General features: G+C 74.1%; 17 protein-coding genes and 1 riboswitch. Of the genes, 4 read left to right on the plus strand and 13 right to left on the minus strand.

Annotation, left to right across the window (positions count from 1 at the left end; genetic code table 11):
- Positions 1–90: 90 nt before the first annotated feature.
- On the plus strand, positions 91–957 hold the full coding sequence (locus tag ACH4FX_RS26990) for an urease accessory protein UreD (RefSeq protein ID WP_398483142.1): 867 nt from the start codon (positions 91–93) through the stop codon (positions 955–957).
- A gap of 106 nt (positions 958–1,063) precedes the next feature.
- Here the strand turns inward: ACH4FX_RS26990 and ACH4FX_RS26995 are convergent, their stop codons facing one another.
- Positions 1,064–1,720, minus strand: a complete 657-nt coding sequence (locus tag ACH4FX_RS26995) for a TetR/AcrR family transcriptional regulator C-terminal domain-containing protein (protein ID WP_398483144.1) — start codon at positions 1,718–1,720, stop codon at positions 1,064–1,066.
- Between the two features lie 86 nt (positions 1,721–1,806).
- Between ACH4FX_RS26995 and ACH4FX_RS27000 the strand changes: the two genes are divergently transcribed.
- Positions 1,807–2,250, plus strand: coding sequence for an ester cyclase (locus ACH4FX_RS27000; protein ID WP_398483146.1), 444 nt, complete (start codon positions 1,807–1,809; stop codon positions 2,248–2,250).
- A gap of 43 nt (positions 2,251–2,293) precedes the next feature.
- Here ACH4FX_RS27000 and ACH4FX_RS27005 read toward each other — a convergent pair whose 3' ends face one another.
- From ACH4FX_RS27005 to ribD, 10 genes are all read right to left on the minus strand, one after another.
- Positions 2,294–3,448 carry a hemolysin family protein gene (locus ACH4FX_RS27005; RefSeq protein ID WP_398483148.1) on the minus strand — a complete coding sequence of 385 codons (1,155 nt, stop codon included), beginning with the start codon at positions 3,446–3,448 and terminating at the stop codon, positions 2,294–2,296.
- A complete protein-coding gene (locus ACH4FX_RS27010; RefSeq protein ID WP_398483150.1) occupies positions 3,445–4,791 on the minus strand; it encodes a hemolysin family protein in 1,347 nt (448 codons plus the stop codon). Before ACH4FX_RS27010 ends, ACH4FX_RS27005 begins: the two co-directional genes overlap by 4 nt.
- A gap of 193 nt (positions 4,792–4,984) precedes the next feature.
- Entirely contained in the window at positions 4,985–5,449 is a 465-nt protein-coding gene (locus tag ACH4FX_RS27015; protein ID WP_398483152.1) for a PH domain-containing protein, read from the minus strand.
- 85 nt (positions 5,450–5,534) lie between these two features.
- A complete protein-coding gene (gene hisG / locus ACH4FX_RS27020; protein ID WP_398483154.1) occupies positions 5,535–6,383 on the minus strand; it encodes an ATP phosphoribosyltransferase in 849 nt (282 codons plus the stop codon).
- Positions 6,384–6,453: 70 nt separating this feature from the next.
- Positions 6,454–6,735 carry a phosphoribosyl-ATP diphosphatase gene (locus ACH4FX_RS27025; RefSeq protein WP_208853188.1) on the minus strand — a complete coding sequence of 94 codons (282 nt, stop codon included), beginning with the start codon at positions 6,733–6,735 and terminating at the stop codon, positions 6,454–6,456.
- A gap of 23 nt (positions 6,736–6,758) precedes the next feature.
- Entirely contained in the window at positions 6,759–7,244 is a 486-nt protein-coding gene (ribH, locus tag ACH4FX_RS27030; protein WP_398483156.1) for a 6,7-dimethyl-8-ribityllumazine synthase, read from the minus strand.
- A 60-nt stretch (positions 7,245–7,304) separates the two neighbouring features.
- Positions 7,305–8,645 carry a bifunctional 3,4-dihydroxy-2-butanone-4-phosphate synthase/GTP cyclohydrolase II gene (locus ACH4FX_RS27035; RefSeq protein ID WP_398483158.1) on the minus strand — a complete coding sequence of 447 codons (1,341 nt, stop codon included), beginning with the start codon at positions 8,643–8,645 and terminating at the stop codon, positions 7,305–7,307.
- Positions 8,642–9,295 (minus strand): nicotinamide riboside transporter PnuC, encoded by a 654-nt coding sequence (locus ACH4FX_RS27040; protein WP_398483160.1) that lies wholly within the window; start codon positions 9,293–9,295, stop codon positions 8,642–8,644. Before ACH4FX_RS27040 ends, ACH4FX_RS27035 begins: the two co-directional genes overlap by 4 nt.
- Positions 9,292–9,924, minus strand: a complete 633-nt coding sequence (locus ACH4FX_RS27045) for a riboflavin synthase (protein WP_398483162.1) — start codon at positions 9,922–9,924, stop codon at positions 9,292–9,294. The genes ACH4FX_RS27040 and ACH4FX_RS27045 overlap by 4 nt, the downstream gene beginning before the upstream one ends.
- A 1-nt stretch (position 9,925) precedes the next feature.
- The gene (ribD, locus tag ACH4FX_RS27050) at positions 9,926–11,080 is read right to left on the minus strand and encodes a bifunctional diaminohydroxyphosphoribosylaminopyrimidine deaminase/5-amino-6-(5-phosphoribosylamino)uracil reductase RibD (RefSeq protein WP_398483164.1); all 1,155 of its coding nucleotides are present in this window, start codon (positions 11,078–11,080) and stop codon (positions 9,926–9,928) included.
- A 151-nt stretch (positions 11,081–11,231) separates the two neighbouring features.
- Positions 11,232–11,362, minus strand: a riboswitch (FMN riboswitch).
- 193 nt (positions 11,363–11,555) lie between these two features.
- Here ribD and ACH4FX_RS27055 point away from each other — a divergent pair.
- A complete protein-coding gene (locus tag ACH4FX_RS27055; protein WP_398483166.1) occupies positions 11,556–12,335 on the plus strand; it encodes an SDR family oxidoreductase in 780 nt (259 codons plus the stop codon).
- A 23-nt stretch (positions 12,336–12,358) separates the two neighbouring features.
- On the opposite strand, the gene ACH4FX_RS27060 is transcribed toward ACH4FX_RS27055, so the two are convergent.
- Positions 12,359–13,636 (minus strand): ROK family transcriptional regulator, encoded by a 1,278-nt coding sequence (locus tag ACH4FX_RS27060; RefSeq protein ID WP_398483168.1) that lies wholly within the window; start codon positions 13,634–13,636, stop codon positions 12,359–12,361.
- A gap of 96 nt (positions 13,637–13,732) precedes the next feature.
- Here ACH4FX_RS27060 and ACH4FX_RS27065 point away from each other — a divergent pair, with 96 nt between their 5' ends.
- Positions 13,733–15,001: an MFS transporter gene (locus ACH4FX_RS27065; RefSeq protein ID WP_398483170.1), complete on the plus strand. Its 1,269-nt coding sequence runs from the start codon at positions 13,733–13,735 to the stop codon at positions 14,999–15,001.
- Between the two features lie 43 nt (positions 15,002–15,044).
- Here ACH4FX_RS27065 and ACH4FX_RS27070 read toward each other — a convergent pair whose 3' ends face one another.
- Complete coding sequence (locus ACH4FX_RS27070) at positions 15,045–15,515, minus strand: acyl-CoA thioesterase (RefSeq protein WP_398483172.1); 471 nt, start codon at positions 15,513–15,515, stop codon at positions 15,045–15,047.
- Positions 15,516–15,717: the final 202 nt, after the last annotated feature.

Below are 15,717 nucleotides of genomic sequence, written 5' to 3' on the forward strand. Positions count from 1 at the left end.
CGTCTTCACCTGCCTCAAAGCCGAACACGGCGTCCGGCCCGTCTCCGACTGGGTCCGCACCCGCCTCACCCACTGGACCACGAGCCCCGCATGACGCCGACGACCCCGACCGCCCGGGAGGCCACCGCCGCCGGCGTCCACGCAACCGCACGCATCTGCGCGGCCATCGAGGGCAACAGCACCGTCCTGCCCGTCCTGGACGGCGACGGGCCCTTCGAACTGCGACGCCTGCGCTCCCGGGGAACTGGGACGCGCGTGTGCATCATCGGCGCCATGAGCGCGCCGCTCGGCGGCGACCGGCTGCGCATCGAAGCCACCGCCCGGCAGGGCGCCGTCCTGCACGTCACCTCTGCCGCGGCGACCCTCGCGCTCCGGGGCCCCACTCCCGAACCCGCCACCTACGACGTCCACCTGACCGTCGCGGAACACGCGGAAATCCGCTGGCTGCCCAAGCCTCTGATCTGCGCGGCCGGCAGCAACCTGCGGCAGACCTGGACCATCGACCTCGCACCCACCGCACGGCTGATCCTGCGTGAAGAACAACTCCTCGGGCGCACCGGCGAAACGCCCGGCCAGGTGACCACGCGCCTCACCGTCCGGCAGGACGGGCGTACACTGCTCGCCCAGGAAGCCGCCTACGGTCCGGGCGCACCCGGCTGGGACGGCCCGGCCGTCCTCGCCGGCCACCGCGCCACCGGGCAGGTCCTCGTCGTCGACCCGGCCTTCGAGAACACCCGCCCCGAAGTCCGCCTGTTCGGCACCACGCCGGAAGACGGGCACGGCCTGCTCGCCCCACTGGCCGGGCCCGCCACGCTCAGCACCGCCACGGCCCCCGACGGCCTGCGCCTGCGCCGCCTCCTCGATACCGCGCAAGCCGTCGCGCACCGCCCCGCTGCGATCACGATCCCTCCCGCGGGTGACGAGGGGAGCCGGATCACGGCCAGGAGCACCCCGTGATGGACAACGTGAGCAGGCTTGCCGGAAGAGCATGCCGTTGACGATCAGGCGACGCTCCGTCCAGCGCCCGCCCTGTACCGCGTACTCCCGACCTGTCGAACAGGTCCTACGCCCCGGCTTCGAAGCCTGCCAGCAGCGCCTGCACGGCGTACTCGAAGCGCGCCGCGTCGTCGGCGCCGTGGCCGCCCCGCCCGGCCGCCACGAGCAGCGGGAAGCGGTCCGCGTCCAACTGCGCAAGATACGCCGTTGAACCGGGCCCGCCCTCCTCGTTGACGCGGGCGGTGGCGGCCTCGACGGCGGTGTGCCCGACGACGAACACGGTGAGCGCGTTCAGCACGTCCAGCGCCCGGCCGAGCGGGAAGCCCGCGTCCCGCAGCATCCGCAGACCGCTCTCCACGGCGCCGAGCGTCTGGGGTGTCACCGCGGGGCGGCTCATCGCCAGTGGCAGTACGCCGGGGTGGCACAGCAGCGTACGCCGGAGGGACCCGGCGTACTCCGCCAGCGCGGACCGCCAGCGCCCGCCGTCGGCGGTGAGCGGCGCCGCCCGCTCGAACACCCGCTCCACCAGGCCGTCCAGCAACGCGTCCTTGTTCGGGACGTAGTGATACAGCGTCATGGCCTCGACGCCGAGGTCGGCGCCGAGCCGGCGCATCGAGAGGGCGGCGAGCCCGTCGCGGTCGACCAGCGCGAGCGCCGCGTCCAGCACCCGCTGCCGGGACAGGCCGGCCCGCTCGCCACGTGCCCGCTTCTGCTTCTTGGCCACGTTCACCCCTCCTTGACTTTCTTACGACGTAAGGCAATGCTACCCGGCAACTCCGGACTTACAACGTAAGAAAGAGGAACGACGCGATGGACACGGCCCGCACCGACCACCCCAAGCAGCTCGTCACCGGCCTGTTCGCGGCGCTCAACGCCCGGCGGACGGCGGACCTGCCGAGGTATCTGGCACCGGACGTGATCGACCACAACAAGATCATCTATGGGGAGCCGGACGCGCCGGGGGCCGCCTTCGACGGCTTCCGGCAGCAGCTCGACGCCTTCTCCGAGGCCCGCATGGAACCGCGCGAACTCATCGCCGAAGGCGACCGCGTGGTGGCCCGGCTGCTCGTCAGCGGGGTGCACACCGGCCCGCATCCGCGGATGCCCCGGCCCACCCGCCGGCGGTTCGCGGTGGAGCAGATATGGATCTTCACCGTACGGGCCGGGAGGATCGCGGAGATCCGGGCGGTCAGCGACCGGCTGGGCATGTTCGCGCAGCTCGGCTGGGACTGGCCGGAGCCGGAAACGGCGTGAGCCCGCGGACCGCCGCGGGCTCACTCGTTCCGGTACGGGCGGCTCACCCCGCCAGCGCGCGGTCCTCCCGGGCCGGGCCCGGCTCGGCGCGCGGGCCGGACAGGCGGTCGACCGGCGCCTCGGCGATCCGCGTGCCCTGCGAGCCGAACGCCGCCACGGGCACCGGCTCCTGACGGTGCGCCGGGTCGCGCACCTCCCCCACCAGCTTCTCCAGTACGTCCTCCAGCGCGACCAGGCCGAGCACCCGCCCGCTCGCGTCGGCGACGGCGGCCAGGTGGGAGGCGGACCGGCGCATGGCGGTCAGCGCGTCGTCCAGGGGCAGTTCGGCGCGCAGCGTCGTCATCGGGTGCCAGATGTGCTGCGGCACCGCGCGGTCGCCCTCCTCCAGGTCCAGTACGTCCTTGACGTGCAGATAGCCCATGTACGCGCCGCCGGGCGCGGACACCGGGAAGCGGGAGTAACCGGTCTTGACGGTCAGCTCCTCGACCTGGCGCGGGGTGGCCGCCGGGCCGACCGTGACCAGTCCGGCCGGGTCCAGGAGCACATCGGTGACCGGGCGGCTGCCCAGCTCCAGCGCGTCGGACAGGCGCTCCTGCTCGCCCGGGGCCAGCAGCCCGGCCTGCTCGGAGTCCTCCACGAGGTGGGTGAGCTGCTCGCTCGTGAAGACCGCCTCGACCTCGTCCTTCGGCTCGACGCGGAACAGCCGCAGCACGCCGCGGGCGCACGCCCCGAGCAGGGCGGTGACCGGGCGGCACAGCCGGGCGAAGGCGACCAGGCCGGGGCTGAACCACAGGGCGGTCTTCTCCGGCGCGGCCATCGCCAGGTTCTTCGGGACCATCTCGCCGATGACGAGGTGGAGGAAGACCACCACGGCCAGGGCTATGACGTAACCGAGCGGGTGGATCAGCGGCCCGGGCAGGTGGGCCGCGTGGAAGAGGGGCTCCAGGAGGCGGGCGACGGTCGGTTCGGCGACCGCGCCGAGCGTCAGGGAGCAGACGGTGATGCCGAACTGGGCCGCCGCCATCATCTGCGGCAGGTTCTCCAGGCCGTGCAGGACCCGGCGGGCCCGTTTGGAGCCGGCGGTGGCCAGCGGCTCGATCTGGCTGCGGCGCACCGAGACGAGGGCGAACTCCGCGCCCACGAAGAAGCCGTTGACCAGGACCAGGAAGGCGGCGAACAGGAGCTGGAGGAAACTCACCGGGCCACCTCCACGAGCAGCGGTGCGGGGGCGGCGGCGCTCGCGGTCCGTATGATCCGGACCCGTTCGGCGCGGTGGTGGGAGACCAGCCGCACCCGGAGCCGCCAGCCGTCCAGTTCGGCGGTGTCGCCGGGGGCGGGCACCCGGCCGAGTATGTGCGCCACCAGGCCGGCCACGGTCTCGTACGGGCCGTCGGGCGCCTCCAGGCCGATCCGGCGCAGGGTGTCCACCCGGCAGCCGCCGTCCGCGTCCCAGGCCGGGCGGCCGTCCTCGGGCGGTGCCTGGGCCAGTTCGGGCAGGTCGATCCGGTCGTGCTCGTCCCGGACCTCGCCGACCAGTTCCTCGACGATGTCCTCCAGGGTGACCACGCCGGCCGTGCCGCCGTACTCGTCGACCACCACGGCTATCGGCTGTTCGCTGCGCAGCTGCTCCAGCAGCGGCTGGACCGGCAGCGTGGCGGGCACCAGCAGCGGCGGTACGGCGATCCGCGCGGCCGGGATGCGCAGCCGCTCGTGCTCGGGCACCGCGAGGGCGTCCTTGAGGTGCACCATGCCGACGACCTCGTCGAGCCGGGTGTGGTAGACGGGGAAGCGGGACAGACCGGTGGCGCGGGTGAGGTTGAGGACGTCCTCGGCGGTCGCGGACGCCTGCAGGGCGCTGACCCGCACCCGCGGGGTCATCACGTTCTCGGCGGTCAGCCCGCCGAGCGAGAGGGTGCGCACGAACAGGTCGGCGGTGTCCTGCTCGATCACCCCGGCGCGGGCCGAGTGGTGGGCGAGCGAGACCAGTTCGCCGGGGGTGCGGGCGGAGGCCAGCTCCTCGGTCGGTTCCACGCCCAGGGCCCGCACGAGCCGGTTGGCGACCGTGTTGAGCAGGGTGATCACCGGGCGGAAGAACCGCGAGAAGGCGCCCTGCGGGGCGGCCACGAAGCGGGCCACCTGGAGCGGCTTGGACACCGCCCAGTTCTTGGGCACCAGTTCGCCGAGGACCATCTGCACGGCGGAGGCCAGCAGCATCCCGATGACGACGGCGACGCCCGGTACGGCGCCGGCCGGCAGCCCGGTGCCGGTCAGCGGCGCGGACAGCAGGTGGGCGAGGGCGGGCTCGGCGAGCATGCCGACCACCAGGGAGGTGATGGTGATGCCGAGCTGGGTGCCGGAGAGCTGGAAGGAGAGTTCACGCAGCGCGGAGACGACGGTGCGGGCGCGCCGGTCGCCTTCGGAGGCGGCCCGTTCGGCCTCCGCCTTCTCCACGGTCACCAGGCCGAATTCGGCGGCGACGAAGAACCCGTTGGCGAGGATCAGGACGAGTGCCGCCGCGAGCAGCAGCAGACTGGCGGTCATGCCGCCGTCTCCGTGGCGAAGGGGAAGCCCCGCGGACGCGGGGGTTCCGGTGGAGGGGCGGCGCAGGTACTACCGGACGATCCGTCCATTGCTGGAGGGAGTCACTCCTCAGGTCGCTGGGGCCCCTCGTCGGGGCGGGGCGCGGGCGCGCCCTGGGCACCAGGGTAATCAGCAGGGCCCCGGTGCGGGCAGGTCACCGGTCCGGCCGGCTGCCGGTGCCGTGGCCGTCGGCGAGCGCCCGCAGCGTACGGGCGTCCCGGATGGCCTGGTCGCGGGCGATGCCGGGCTGGATGCCCATGGCGGGCAGGCTGGTGCCGTCGGCCAGGTCGAGGTGCACCCACGGGTCGCCCTGGCGCAGGTTGACGCGCAGCACCTCGGCCCAGGCCAGCTCCCGCTTGGTGGTCAGGTTGACGACCGTGACGCCCTGCTGGTGGGCGACCACCTTGGGGCGGGCGAGCAGCAGGAGCACGCCGAGCACGATCAGTCCGGTGCACACGAAGCTGATCCGCTCGCCGGGGCCCAGCTTCGGCAGCAGCACGGCGATCACCGTCAGCACGGCGAGCTGGGCGAGGCCGACGGCGTACAGCACGGCCCGGGTGCGGGACGGCCGGAACGTCACCGGGAGGTCGGGCAGGGGCGCGGAAGCGGGCGCGGACACGTCGCTGGGCTCTTTCGTACGGGCCGCCGGCACCGGCCGGCGGCGGACGTGGCCGCCGCCCGTCGGCGGCGGCCGGACCGCTCTCTCAGAGGCGGCAGGCGTGGATGCCGGTGGTCAGGATGGCGCGGGCGCCCAGCTCGTACAGCTCGTCCATGATGCGCTGGGCCTCCTTGGCGGGGACCATCGAGCGGACCGCGACCCAGCCCTCGTGGTGCAGCGGGGAGACGGTCGGCGACTCCAGGCCCGGGGTGAGCGCCACGGCCTTCTCGACGTGCTCGACGCGGATGTCGTAGTCCATCATCACGTAGCGCCGGGCGACCAGGACGCCCTGCATGCGGCGGAGGAACTGGCGGACCTTCGGGTCGTCCTCGGGGGCGCCCGTACCGCGGATGACGACCGCCTCGGACTTCAGGATCGGCTCGCCGATGATCTCCAGACCGGCGTTGCGCAGCGTGGTGCCGGTCTCCACGACATCGGCGATGATCTCGGCGACGCCGAGCTGGATGGCGGTCTCCACCGCGCCGTCGAGGTGGACGACGGAGGCGTCCACGCCGTGGTCGGCGAGGTGCTGGGTGACCAGGCCGGAGAAGGAGGTGGCGACCGTCATGCCGGTGAAGTCGGTGACCTCCTCGGCGGTGCCCGGACGGGTGGCGTAGCGGAAGGTCGAGCCGGCGAAGCCGAGCTGCATGATCTCCTCGGCCTTGGCGCCGGAGTCGAGCAGCAGGTCCCGGCCGGTGATGCCGATGTCCAGCTTGCCGGAGCCGACGTACACCGCGATGTCGCGCGGGCGCAGGAAGAAGAACTCGACCTCGTTCTCCGCGTCGACCAGGACCAGTTCCCTGCGGTCCTTGCGCTGGCGGTAGCCGGCCTCATGCAGCATCGCCGACGCAGGCTCGGACAGTGAACCCTTGTTCGGGACGGCGATGCGCAGCATGAGAGGGACTTCCTTCGTGCGAGGGGGTGACAGGGCAAGGGGTGGGTGGTGCGTGGTGAGCCGGGACGGCTCAGAGGTGGGCGTAGACGTCGTCGAGGGTCAGGCCCTTGGCGACCATCATCACCTGAAGGTGGTACAGGAGCTGGGAGATCTCCTCGGCGGCGGCCTCGTCGGATTCGTACTCCGCGGCCATCCAGACCTCGGCGGCCTCCTCGACGACCTTCTTGCCGATCGCATGGACACCGGACTGGACCAGTTCGGCGGTGCGGGAGGTGGCGGGGTCGCCGGAGGCCTTCTGCTGGAGCTCGGTGAACAGCTCCTCGAACGTCTTCTTGGACATGATGGGCCCCACCCTACGCGGTCGCGGAGCGCCGCTCAGCGCCAGGGCTCGGCGACGGTGCGCAGCGTCGCGGCGGTGGCGACGGCGGCGGTCACCGCCTCGTGGCCCTTGTCCTCGGTGGACCCGAAGAGACCGGCCCGGTCCACCGCCTGCTCCTCGGTGTCGCAGGTCAGCACGCCGAAGCCGATCGGCACCCCGGTGTCCACGCTGACCTGGGTCAGGCCCTGGGTGACGCCCTGGCACACGTAGTCGAAGTGCGGGGTACCGCCCCGGATGACGACGCCGAGCGCCACGATCGCGTCGTAGCCCCGGCCGGCCAGCACCTTGGCGACCACCGGCAGCTCGAAGCTGCCGGGCACGCGCAGCAGCGTCGGCTCGTCGATGCCCAGCTCGGACAGGGCGCGCAGGGCGCCGTCCACCAGGCCGTCCATCACCTTCTCGTGCCACTGGGCGGCGATGACGGCCACCCGCAGGTCGCCACAGTTCTTCACGGACAGTTCAGGTGCGCCCTTGCCGCTCACGGTTCTCCTCGTGGTGTTCGTGTACGTACGGGTGGGACGGCCGGCGGTCCGGCCGCGGTGCTACTGGTTGCCGCAGGCCGACGCGCGCTCCGCGTCGAGCCAGGGCAGGTCGTGTCCCATCCGGTCCCGCTTGGTGCGCAGGTACCGCAGGTTGTGTTCGCCCGCCTGTACGGGCATCGGCTCGCGGCCGGTGACCTTGAGCCCGTGCCGGACCAGCGCGTCGGTCTTCTCCGGGTTGTTGGTCATCAGGCGCAGCGACCGCACCCCGAGGTCGGCCAGCATCTGGGCGCCGGCGCCGTAGTCCCGGGCGTCGGCGGGCAGGCCCAGCTCCAGGTTGGCGTCGAGGGTGTCCCGGCCGCGCTCCTGGAGCTCGTACGCGCGCAGCTTGGACAGCAGCCCGATGCCGCGGCCCTCGTGTCCGCGCAGGTAGATCACCACGCCGCGGCCGGCCTCCGAGATCCGTCGCAGCGACTCCTCCAGCTGGGGGCCGCAGTCGCAGCGCAGCGAGTGGAAGATGTCGCCGGTCAGGCACTCGGAGTGGACCCGCACCAGGACGTCGGCGCCGTCGCCGATCTCGCCCGCGACCAGCGCGATGTGCTCGACGCCGTCGACGGTGGAGCGGTAGCCGTACGCGGTGAACTCGCCGTGGCGGGTGGGCAGCCGGGTCGTCGCCTCCCGGTGGACGGCCGGCTCCACCGGGGGCGCCTCCGGCTCGAAGGGGGCCGAGAGCGCGGGGGAACGGCGGTAGGCGATCAGGTCCTCGATGGAGATGATCGACAGTCCGTGCTTGCGGGCGAACGGCACCAGCTCGGGCAGCCGCAGCATCGCGCCGTCCTCGCCGGCGATCTCCACGATCGCGGCGGCGGGCCGCAGCCCGGCCAGCCGGGCCAGGTCCACACCGGCCTCGGTGTGGCCGTTGCGCACCAGTACGCCGCCCTCCCGGGCGCGCAGCGGGAAGATGTGGCCGGGGCGCACGAAGTCGGCGGGCCCGGCCTCGCCGGAGGCGAGCAGGCGCAGCGTGGTGGCGCGGTCGGCGGCGGAGATGCCGGTGCTGACGCCGTGCGCCGCGGTGGCGTCGACCGAGACGGTGAACGCGGTGCGCATCGACTCGGTGTTGTGCTCGACCATCTGCGGCAGCCCCAGGCGGTCCAGCTCGGCGCCCTCCATGGGGGCGCAGATCAGGCCGCGGCACTCGCTCATCATGAAGGCGAGGATCTCCGGGGTGACCCGTTCGGCGGCGACGACGAGGTCGCCCTCGTTCTCCCGGTTCTCGTCGTCCACGACCACGACCGGGCGGCCGGCGGCGATGTCGGCGACGGCCTGCTCGACGGGGTCGAGGGCCAGGGACGCGTCGCGTGCCACCGCGCCCTCGGGGTCGTACCAGCTCTGCAGTGCGGTCATGCCGCCGCTCCTTCCAGGACGGGCTGCGGATTCGTACGGGAACGCAGCCACCAGTCGCGCATGCCCCACAGGACGAGGCCGAGATAGACGACGTAGACCAGGCCGGAGAAGGCCAGGCCGCTGCTGAAGGCCAGGGGGACGCCCACGAGGTCGACCAGCAGCCAGGCGAACCAGAACTCGACCAGGCCGCGGGCCTGGGCGACCATCGCCGCCAGGGTGCCGACGAAGATGTACGCGTCGGGCCAGGGGTTCCAGGACAGCTGCGGCGCGAGGGTGAACAGCGAGCCGACGGCGACGGTGCCGGCGGCCGTGCCCGCGAGGAGCAGGATCCGCTCGCGCCAGGTGGCGAAGCGGACGGCGATGGAGCCGTCCTGGGCCTGCTGCCGGCCGCGCCGCCACTGCCGCCAGCCCCACAGCGCCACGCCGATGACCAGCAGCTGCTTGCCGACGCCGCCGCTGAGGTGGGCGTAGGCGTACGCGGAGACCAGGATCAGGCCGGAGAGGAACTGGGCGGGCCAGGTCCATATGGAGCGCCGCCAGCCGAAGGCGAGGGCGGCCAGGCCGATGCTGTTGCCGATCATGTCGGACCAGATGACCTGCTGTCCGAAGGCGGTGAACGCCGGGCTGTTCAGCCAGCCGAGCGCGTTCACCGCAGGCTCTCTTCCACGGCCGCGGCCGCCGCCGTGTCCCGGTCCGCCCCCAGCAGCCGTTCCACGTACTTCGCCAGCACGTCGACCTCCAGGTTGACCGGGTCGCCGGGCTGCTTGACGCCGAGGGTGGTCAGGTCGAGCGTGGTGGGGATGAGGCTGATGGTGAAGAAGTCGTCGGCCGCGTCGACCACGGTGAGGCTGACGCCGTCGACGGTGATGGAGCCCTTCTCCACGACGTAGCGGGCCAGCCCGGCGGGCAGCGCGATCTTGACGATCTCCCACCGCTCGCCGGGGGTACGGGAGACGATCGTGCCGGTGCCGTCCACATGGCCCTGGACGAGGTGGCCGCCCAGCCGGCCGCCGAGGGCCATCGGGCGTTCGAGGTTGACGCGGGAGCCGACGGCCAGGGCGCCGAGGCTGGAGCGGTGCAGCGTCTCGGCCATCACATCGGCGGTGAAGGTGCCCTCGCCGGTGTCCACCACGGTCAGGCAGACGCCGTTGACGGCGATCGAGTCGCCGTGCTTCGCGTCCTGGGTGACGAGCGGGCCGCGCAGGGTGAACCGGGAGCTGTCGCCGAGGTGCTCGACGGCGGCGACCTCACCCAGTTCTTCGACGATTCCGGTGAACACGTCAGTTCTCCTCGTTCCGGGCGTGGCGGGCTGGGGGCGCCCCCAGCGGTGGCTGGTGGAGGGTGGCGGTGACGCGCAGATCGGGGCCCAGCCGGTCGGTGGCGGTCACATCGAGGCGCAACGCCTGGTCGATCGTGCCGATTCCGGCGTCGCCGAGGGCGGTGGGGCCGGCGCCGAGCAGGACGGGCGCGAGATAGCCGACGACCTTGTCCACGGCGTGCGCGGCCAGGAAGGACCCGGCCAGCGTCGGGCCGCCTTCCAGGAGCACGGACCGCACGTCGCGTGCGTACAGGGCGTCGAGCAGGGCGGGGATGTGCAGGCCGGTGCCGTCGGCGGTGCGCGGCAGCCGGACGATGGGGGCGAGTCCTTCGAGGTGGGCCGCGTCGGCGTCCTCGGCGACCGCGATCAGGGTGGGCGCGGTGCCGTCCAGGACCCGGGCGCCGGGTTTGACGGCGGCGGCGCCGGTGTCGACCACGACCCGCAGCGGCTGGCTGACCTCGGCGTCGGTCAGGCCCGCGAGCCGGGCGCCCAGGTGCGGGTCGTCGGCGCGGGCGGTGCCGGAGCCGACGATCACCGCGTCGGCCTGGGCGCGCAGCCGGTGCACGTCGGCGCGGGACTCGGCCGAGCTGATCCAGCGGCTGGTGCCGTCGGCGGCGGCGATCCGGCCGTCGAGGGTGGCGGCGTACTTCCACAGGACGAAGGGGCGGCGGCGCAGTACGGCGGTCAGCCACGCCTCGTTGCCGGCCGCCGCCTCGTCGGCGAGCAGCCCGCCCTCGACCTCGACGCCGGCCGCGGCGAGGGTGGCGGAGCCGCCGGTGGCGGTGGGGGTCGGGTCCGGGACGGCGTAGTGCACCCGGGCGACGCCGGCGTCGATGAGCGCCTGCGCACAGGGGCCGGTGCGGCCGGTGTGGTTACAGGGCTCCAGGGTGACGAAGGCGGTGCCGCCGCGGGCCCGCTCACCCGCCTGGCGCAGGGCGTTGACCTCGGCGTGCGGGCCGCCGGCCCGCTCGTGCCAGCCCTCCCCCACGGTGTGTCCGGCCGCGTCCAGGACGACACAGCCGACGACGGGATTGGGGCTGGTGTGCCCGAGGCCGTGCGCGGCAAGCTGGATGGCTCGGCGCATCGCCGCGGTCTGCGCGGGTGCTGGGGTGGCCACCGGGTCCTCCTGCCTGTGAAGGCACGGACTCCGGGGCTGTCACGAAGGACAGGAAAACGGAACGGGACAACGGGGACACCGAGGCCGGAAAGGGGGTCGTCTTCGTGTGCACCAAGACGACCGCCGGCGGCGGCGTACCGCTGCTCGCCCGCCGCGCACTGCCTCCCATCCGGACTTTAACCGTCGGTGCAGGAATTCCACCTGCTCAACCGGCCACTGGATGCGGCCGGGTCGCGGACTGTTACCGCCGGTTCGGACTTTCACCGACCCCGGAGTGCGCTGCGTATGTCAATTCAGTACGGCTTCAGTCTGCCACGTCTGATCGTCGGCCATGCGAACGGCGAGCTGTGGGGTGCCTCACAGGACGCGGTGCGCGTGTCACACCCACGGCCCGCCGCACCGTCCCGTCCATGACGGGCCACCGGCCCCGACGACCCTTCTCCCCTCCCTGCGAGATCTGTGAGGACCGATCGCGATGACGACGATTCTGGTGACCGGCGGCACCGGCACACTCGGCCGGGCCGTGGTCGGGCGGCTGCTCGACGCCGGCCACGACGTGCGCAGCCTCAGCCGCCGCCCCCGCACCGGTGCCGGACGGCCCGGGCTCGGCTCGTACGCGGTGGACCTGCGCGACGGCTCCGGACTGGCCGCGGCGCTGGCGGGCGTGGAAACCGTGATCCACTGCGCGTCGTCGCCGAGCGGCGACACCGAGGCGGCGGGCCGGCTCGTCGAGGCGGCGCGGGCGGCCGGGGTACGGCATCTGGTCTACATCTCCATCGTCGGCGTGGACCGTATCCCGCTGGGCTACTACCGCGCGAAGCACGACGTGGAGCGGCTGGTCGCGGACTCCGGGCTGGGCTGGACCGTGCTGCGCACCACCCAGTTCCACGATCTGGTGCTGCGGATGGTCAAGGCCGGGGCGCGGCTGCCGGCGTTCCCGGTGCCGGCCGGTGTCCGGCTCCAGCCGGTGGACGTGCGCGAGGTCGCGGACCGGCTGGTCGCGCTGGCCTGCGGGGAACCGGCGGGCCGGGTGGCGGACATGGGCGGCCCGGAGGCACACAGCGCCCGCGCGCTCGTACGGGACACGCTGCGGGCCGGCGGGCGGCGGCGTGTGGTCGTACCGCTGTGGCTGCCGGGAAAGCTGTTCGCGGCCCTGCGGCGGGGCGAGAACCTGACGCCGGACCACGCGGACGGCACGGTGCGGTACCGGGATTTCCTGGCGGAGCGCGGCGGGAAGGTGACCGCCGGGCGGTAGCCCGTGGCCCGGCGGCCGGCCGCTCAGCCCGCGGGGCCGAACAGATCGTCCTGCGCGGCGTCCATCGCGGCGAGCACCGCGCCCCGCAGCACTGCCCGGCCGCCGACCGTGCCCGCGCGCACCTCGGTCCGCAGCGGGCACATCCGGGCGAGGTGCCCGGCGACCCGGGCGGCCAGCGCATCGCCGCCCGCGCGGCCGACCTCGCCGCCCAGGACGACGCAGCCGGGGTCCAGCACGGCGCAGACGGCCGCGGCCCCGAGGGCGACGCGGGCGGCCAGCACGTCGAGGAAGGCGGCGCCGTCCGCGCCCGCCCGGACGGCGGTGCGCACCACCGCCTCGGCGGCGGGGGCGCCCGGATCGGGTGTGTCGGCGGGGTCCGGCGGGTCCGCCTCCCGGCCCGCCACGATGCCGTACTCGGCGGCGAGTTCGCACACCGCCGCTGAGCCCGCCAGGGAGTGGAAACCGCCGTCGCAGCCCGCGGCCGTGGGCAGCGCGCCGGTGCCCGGTACGGGCAGGAAGCCGATCTCGCCGGTGCCGCCCGAGGCGCCGCGCCGCAGCCGTCCGTCCAGCACGACGGCGGCGCCGGTGCCGTGGCCGAGCCAGAGCAGCACATAGGTGTCGCGGTCGCGCGCGGCGCCGTCGCGCTGCTCCGCGATGGCGGCGAGGTTGACCTCGTTCTCCAGCAGAACGGGTGCGGCGGGCCACGCGGCGAGCGCCGTGACCAGCGCGGTGTGCCAGGCGGGCACCCATGCGGTGCCGCGGAACCGTCCGGTGGCCGGGTCCACCAGGCCGGGCGCGCCGACCGCGACGGCGTGCGGCCGGGCCGCCCCGGCCGCGCCCAGCAGTTTCTCCAGGGCGGCGACGCCGTCCGCCGCCGCCCGTGCGGGGTCGGCGTCCGGGGCGACCGGTACGGCGGTCTCGGCCTGCACCCGGCCGAGCAGGTCGGCGACCGCGACCGTGACGCTGTCCGTACGGAGGTCCACCGCGGCCAGGTGGGCCCGGTCGGCGACGATTCCGTACAGCCGGGCGTTGGGGCCGCGCCGCCGCGCGCCCGACTCGCCGACCACCGCGATCAGTCCGGCGGCGCGGAGGCGCTCGACGAGGTCGGCGACGGTGGGCCGGGACAGTCCGGTGCCCGCCTTCAGCTCCCCCGCGGTCAGCGGTCCCTCTCGCTGGAGGAGGTCGAGGGCCAGGCGGTCGTTGATGGCCCGCGCGGTGCTCGGTGAGGCGGTGCGCGGAGTGGGGCGTACGGCGGCCGGTGCGGGGTTACGGCCGGTGGCGGCTCCGCGCGTCTCGTCCATGGCCGGATCCTTCCAGACCCCTCCCGGCGGCCGTGCGGTGGTACGGCCGGGGGAATCTTCTTTTTATCAGGCAGGGTTCCTGATAATTTACCGCCCATGGATGGCTCAGGCGTCCCCGACGCGGCTCCCCCGGCTCCCCCACCCCCCGCACCCACCTCCGCGCCGCACTTCTCCCCGGCCCGGCTGCGCCGCGCCCGCTGGTCCGTGGCCGTGGTCTTCCTCGTGCACGGCTCGGTGACCGGCGGCTTCGCCACCCGTGTCCCCTGGATCCAGGACCACGCCCAGCTCGGCGCCGGCCAGCTCGGGCTGGCCCTCGCCTTCCCCGCGGTCGGCGCGTCCCTCGCCATGCCGCTGGCCGGCCGGATCAGCCACCGCCTCGGCGCCCGCGCCGCACTGCGCCTGCTGCTCGCCCTGTGGACGCTCTCACTCGCCCTGCCCGCCCTCTCCCCCGACCTGTACGGGCTGTGCGGCGCCCTGCTGGTGTACGGCGCGACCGCGGGCATGGCGGACGTGGCGATGAACGCGCTGGGGGTGGAGACCGAGGACCGGCTCGGCAAGCCGATCATGTCGGGGCTGCACGGTATGTGGAGCGTGGGCGCGCTGCTCGGCTCGGCGGCCGGCACCGCCGCGGCGCACGCCGCCATCGACGCCCGGCTGCACCTGGCGGTTGCCGCGGTGGTCTCCACCGCCCTGGGCGCCCTCGCCTGCCAGGGCGTGCTGGACCTGCGCAGCGCCGCCGGCGAGCACCCGCCGCCGCGCTTCGCGCTGCCCCCGAAGTCCGCGCTGATCATCGGCGCGGTCGGGTTCTGCGCGGTGTTCGCGGAGGGCGCCAGCCTGGACTGGTCGGCGGTCTACCTGCGCGACGTGCTGGACACCGACGCGGGCCTGGCGGCGGCCTCGACCACCGCTTTCACCTGCACCATGGCGGCGGTCCGGCTGGTGGGCGACGTGGTGGTCGCCCGCTTCGGTCCGGTGCGCACCGTACGGGCCGGTGGCGCGCTGGCCACGGCCGGCGGCCTGCTGATCGTGCTCGCCCGGCACCCGGCGATGGCGGTGACCGGGTTCGCGCTGATCGGGCTGGGCATCGCGGTGGTGGTGCCGCTGGCGTTCGCGGCGGCGGGACGCAGCGGCCCGGCGCCCAGCCAGGCCATCGCGGGCGTCGCCACGATCACGTACACCTCGGGGCTGATCGCCCCGTCCGCCATCGGCTCGATCGCCCAGGCCACCTCGCTGACCGGCTCGTTCCTGCTGGTCACGGCGCTGGCCTGCGGCCTGGTCCTGGGCGCCCGGGTGCTGCGGGTGCCGGGCCGGGACGCCGCCGCCGGACGCGACGCGGTACCGGCCGGCGAGCTGAAGCGGTCCTGACCCGGGCGCCGGTCCGTCCGTACGGCGCCCGGGATCGGCCCGTTCAGACGGCCCGCGCCTCCGGGCGCAGCAGTTCTCCGGCTATGGCGCGGGCGCGGTCCGACCAGGGAGCGGGCCGCAGCGCCTGCGGGTCGACGCGCACCAGGACGCGGTGGCCGTGCGCGTAGGTCTGCGCACCGTCGGCGGAGCAGAGCCGGAAGCCGTAGGTCAGGGAGGTGCGGCCCAGCTTCTCGACCCACAGGTGGGCGGCGTAGTACCCGGGCCGGGTGACCGGCTGCTCGTAGGAGACCCGCATCTCCTTGATGACGTTGCACATGTCGCCGGCCGCCGCCCAGTCCCCGTCGAACCCGAAGCCGCGGGCGTGCCAGAACTCGGCCCAGGCCCGCTCGGCGAGCAGCGGGTAGCGGGAGTTGTGGAGCATGCCGAGCGCGTCGAGGTCGTCGAAGTGCACGGTGACGGGGACCAGCTGTCCGTACGGGACGGCGGGGGCGGCCTCAAGGGCTTCGACGCTCACGGGTGGTGCTCCTGGTTCTGTGGCGGGCGGCGGCGCGGGTACGGGGTGCGCCGGGCGCGGGTACGGCGCACACCGCCCGATGCTGTTGACTGTTCAAGAAGTGAACCCGGCCATCGTAAGCGGCTGCCGGAAACGCTCCGGCCGCCGGGGCGGGCAGCACCGGCGCCGGCCCGGTCCGCGTACCGCGGACGGTCTTATGCCG

This window comes from Streptomyces sp. NPDC018019 (assembly GCF_044327805.1).
Classification (GTDB): Bacteria; Actinomycetota; Actinomycetes; order Streptomycetales; family Streptomycetaceae; genus Streptomyces.

What these genes read in the sequence shown, in the direction of transcription:
- ACH4FX_RS26990 (WP_398483142.1), top strand. Translation starts at nt 91, where the DNA reads ATGACGCCGACGACCCCGACCGCCCGGGAGGCCACCGCCGCCGGCGTC.
- ACH4FX_RS27000 (WP_398483146.1), top strand. Translation starts at nt 1,807, where the DNA reads ATGGACACGGCCCGCACCGACCACCCCAAGCAGCTCGTCACCGGCCTG.
- ACH4FX_RS27010 (WP_398483150.1), bottom strand. Translation starts at nt 4,791, where the DNA reads ATGACCGCCAGTCTGCTGCTGCTCGCGGCGGCACTCGTCCTGATCCTC.
- hisG (WP_398483154.1), bottom strand. Translation starts at nt 6,383, where the DNA reads ATGCTGCGCATCGCCGTCCCGAACAAGGGTTCACTGTCCGAGCCTGCG.
- ACH4FX_RS27035 (WP_398483158.1), bottom strand. Translation starts at nt 8,645, where the DNA reads ATGACCGCACTGCAGAGCTGGTACGACCCCGAGGGCGCGGTGGCACGC.
- ACH4FX_RS27055 (WP_398483166.1), top strand. Translation starts at nt 11,556, where the DNA reads ATGACGACGATTCTGGTGACCGGCGGCACCGGCACACTCGGCCGGGCC.
- ACH4FX_RS27060 (WP_398483168.1), bottom strand. Translation starts at nt 13,636, where the DNA reads ATGGACGAGACGCGCGGAGCCGCCACCGGCCGTAACCCCGCACCGGCC.
- ACH4FX_RS27065 (WP_398483170.1), top strand. Translation starts at nt 13,733, where the DNA reads ATGGATGGCTCAGGCGTCCCCGACGCGGCTCCCCCGGCTCCCCCACCC.